Consider the following 3028-nt stretch of genomic DNA (forward strand, 5'->3'; position numbering starts at 1 on the left):
GGTAAATATGTGCGCAGATGAACAGTAAGCCGACAATCGCTAGCGCCATATGCAGCACCAGCATTATCGGCCCCGCCCCTGACACCTGCGGGTAGAGGCATAACAACCCGGTGATGATCAACAGCGGAACCAGCGCGTACATAATGGCCAGGTAGGCCAGTTGTTGCAGTGGGTTAAATTTATCCTTTGCCGTTGCGGCAAACGGGTGCGGCTCGCCTTTCATGATGCCATACAGATAAAAACGCGTTTGCAGCAGGCAGCGTGATATCAACCCGTTTAACTTCACGCGATAATGGCAGCCGTTGCCGCTGGTTGCGTTTATTAACACAAAGCCAATCCAGAAGGCCAGCAATGCGAAGCCGCACCAGGTATGTACCTGCACCATCAACGCTACCGGTCCGACAGAGAAGTGGCCAAACAGGCCGCTCAGCAAAAGCAGAATAAAGAGCAGCGCATTTCCCCAGTGCCAACGGCGAACAGCCAGCGAATAGAGGTACTCCCGGTGCTCCTCTCCGGTTACCGTTTTTGGCGCCAGCATCCGACGTAACAGCGCGTGCGTGATCAGCCCTGCAATCATCAGCACAACAATAACGCCCGCATAAATGAGCCACAGCGGCCAGTAGTCCGGCGCATAGTTAAGTTCCGCTCCCCAGATAGAATTCATAATTTACCCTCCTGATGGATCTCTTTACGCCGATAAACACTCACCGGGCCACTACGCGTATCCTGCTGGCGATAAACCTCTTTTTGATTGATCCAGTGCTGGATTTCCGGGTCATCGCGACGACCAAACTTCAACGCATCCGTCGGACAAACGGAAACGCAGGCGGGCGACTGTTCAACATCCAGACGGGTATCCGCGCAGAAATTACATTTGTCTGCGATTCCCGTTTGCGGATTGAGGTAGCGCACATGGAACGGACAAGCAGCGACGCAGTAGTCACAGCCAATACAGCGGGACTTATCCACCTGCACAATGCCGTTTTCATCGCGGAATGACGCACCGGTTGGACAAACGCTGACGCACGGCGCATCTTCACAATGCTGGCAAGAAACACGAACAAACTGGAAATGGGAAAGCGCCTCGGGTTCATGTTCCGGTGAACGGATCTGCACCTGTAAGCGGCTAAAACCTTCAGGCACGTCATTCAGTACCTTGCAGGCAACCGTACACGCCTGACAACCAATGCAGCGTTTTTCGTCATGCAGCATGACATAAGGGTTTGTTGATTGATTCATGATGTACTCCTTTCTCATGCCCGACGAAGCGTAACGCCAGCGGTGTGGACCACCGTACCTGACACCGGACTGGTGACATGCGGAAGCAAATTACCGCAATGAATACCGTGCGTCGTCGCGGCTGTTTTGGCTCCTGCCTTGGCGCCAAATCCCATATAGACGAATAGCGTATCGGGTCGAATACCGGCGGTGACCAACGCTTTGCCTTTTTCCTTACCGGTTGCATTTTCCAGCCAGATGTCATCGCCGCTTTTGATGCCTTTTTCACGGGCCGTTTGCGGGTGGATCCACACCGCGTTGTCCCACATCAGCTCACTCAGCAGTGGCACATATTGCGTTGCGCCATTGGTATGAACCGCCACTTTCCCCTGAATAAAATAGAGTTCATTGTCGCCTTTGAGCGCAAAATTGCGGGCGCGAGGAACACCGTAGCCTGGCAGGAGTGTTTCCAGCTCGGCAGAGTAGAGTTCGATTTTTCCTGACGGGGATTTAAAACGCAGCTGCTCACCATAAGTGCCGTCGCTATCAACCGCTACCGCGCCCGGATAGCGTGCCACAAACTGACGCACCGCTTCGGGTTCGCGCAGCAATAGCGGAACGCCCCACTCGCGATACCCTTTCTGACGCAGCTCAGCAGATAACGCATGATCGCCATTAAGCTGATACAGCTGGCGCGTTTGCATATCCTGCCATGGGTAGAATTGCCCAAGGCCTAACTGAACAGCCAGTTCTTTCCAGATTTGCCAGCTCGGACGCGCGTCACCGATAGGCTCAACCACCTGCTGACGCAAGACATAGGCTGGATTCAGGCCCGACATATCAGAAACTTCTTCATCGCGCTCAAGGTAAGTACATTCAGGCAAAAGATAATCGGCATACGCCGCGCTTTCGCTTAAATAGACATCGCAGCTAACCACCAGGTCGAGCTGTTCAACGGTCTTGACCAGGTCTGGTCGACAGGTCACTGTCTGGAAAGGGTTGTGTCGGGACATGATCCATCCCTTCACCGGATACGGCGTTTGCTTTAAGACGGCATCAATAATGCTTTGCACTACGCCGCCGCCGGCCGCGATGTACTTGAACTGCGGGGCCACCAGATCGATACGCTGCGCCGTTGGCTTGGGTAATTTGGCATCGGGTTTTGCCAGCACGGGAGCGACTTTCTCTCCGGCCAGCTTATTGTACGTTGCCGCCGCTTTTTTCTGATACAGCCCACCCTCACGCTCAATATTTCCAAGTAACACATTGAGGGTGAAAATCATGCGCCGCATATCAATTTCTTCTTGCGAAAACGTCGCACGATGACCCGGACTGACAATGGCGTGAGGGGCGCAGGCGGCCATTTCGCGGGTGACCCGGATAATCACATCGGCAGGCACATCAGCGAGCTTTTGCGCCCATTCCGGCGTGGTCTCCTGGACCGCCTCAGCCAGTTGGTCAAACCCTGTGGTGTAGCGTGTAACAAAGTCTGCGTCATACAGCTTTTCTTTGATCATGACGTGACACATGGCCATCAGCACCGGTAGGTCGCCGCCAGGCTTAAGCGCATGCCATTCATCCGCTTTGCTGGAGAAGACGGATAAACGGGGATCAAAGCTGACCATTTTCGCGCCCTTTTCCTGCGCGGTCATCAGTTCATGGGTGTCGGCGACTTCAATACCTTCATAGAGGTTATGGCCAAAAGAGACCATATAACGGGTATTGACGATATCCATGGCTAAATCGCCACCCATCATAACTTTAGCGGCAATCGCTTTTCCGGCGGGGCATGTCGAGGCGTGAGTAAACG

General features: G+C 53.8%; 3 protein-coding genes. All 3 read right to left on the bottom strand.

The features are described from left to right. Nucleotides 1-664, bottom strand: a 664-nt coding sequence (phsC, locus tag KQJ18_RS22995) for a thiosulfate reductase cytochrome B subunit (RefSeq protein WP_216422840.1), incomplete at its 3' end; no start/stop codon positions are given. After that, the gene (gene phsB / locus KQJ18_RS23000) at nucleotides 661-1239 is read right to left on the bottom strand and encodes a thiosulfate reductase electron transport protein PhsB (RefSeq protein WP_174330812.1); all 579 of its coding nucleotides are present in this window, start codon (nucleotides 1237-1239) and stop codon (nucleotides 661-663) included. The genes phsB and phsC, both read right to left, overlap by 4 nt. 14 nt (nucleotides 1240-1253) lie before the next feature. Further along, on the bottom strand, nucleotides 1254-3028 hold a 1775-nt coding region (phsA, locus tag KQJ18_RS23005), incomplete at its 5' end, for a thiosulfate reductase PhsA (protein ID WP_216422841.1).

This window comes from Citrobacter sp. S55_ASV_140 (genome assembly GCF_018919505.1).
In the GTDB taxonomy this organism is placed as follows: Bacteria; Pseudomonadota; Gammaproteobacteria; order Enterobacterales; family Enterobacteriaceae; genus Citrobacter; species Citrobacter werkmanii.

Bases quoted from the DNA above. Each gene is read 5' to 3' on its own strand.
- phsB (WP_174330812.1), bottom strand. From the start codon at position 1,239: ATGAATCAATCAACAAACCCTTATGTCATGCTGCATGACGAAAAACGC.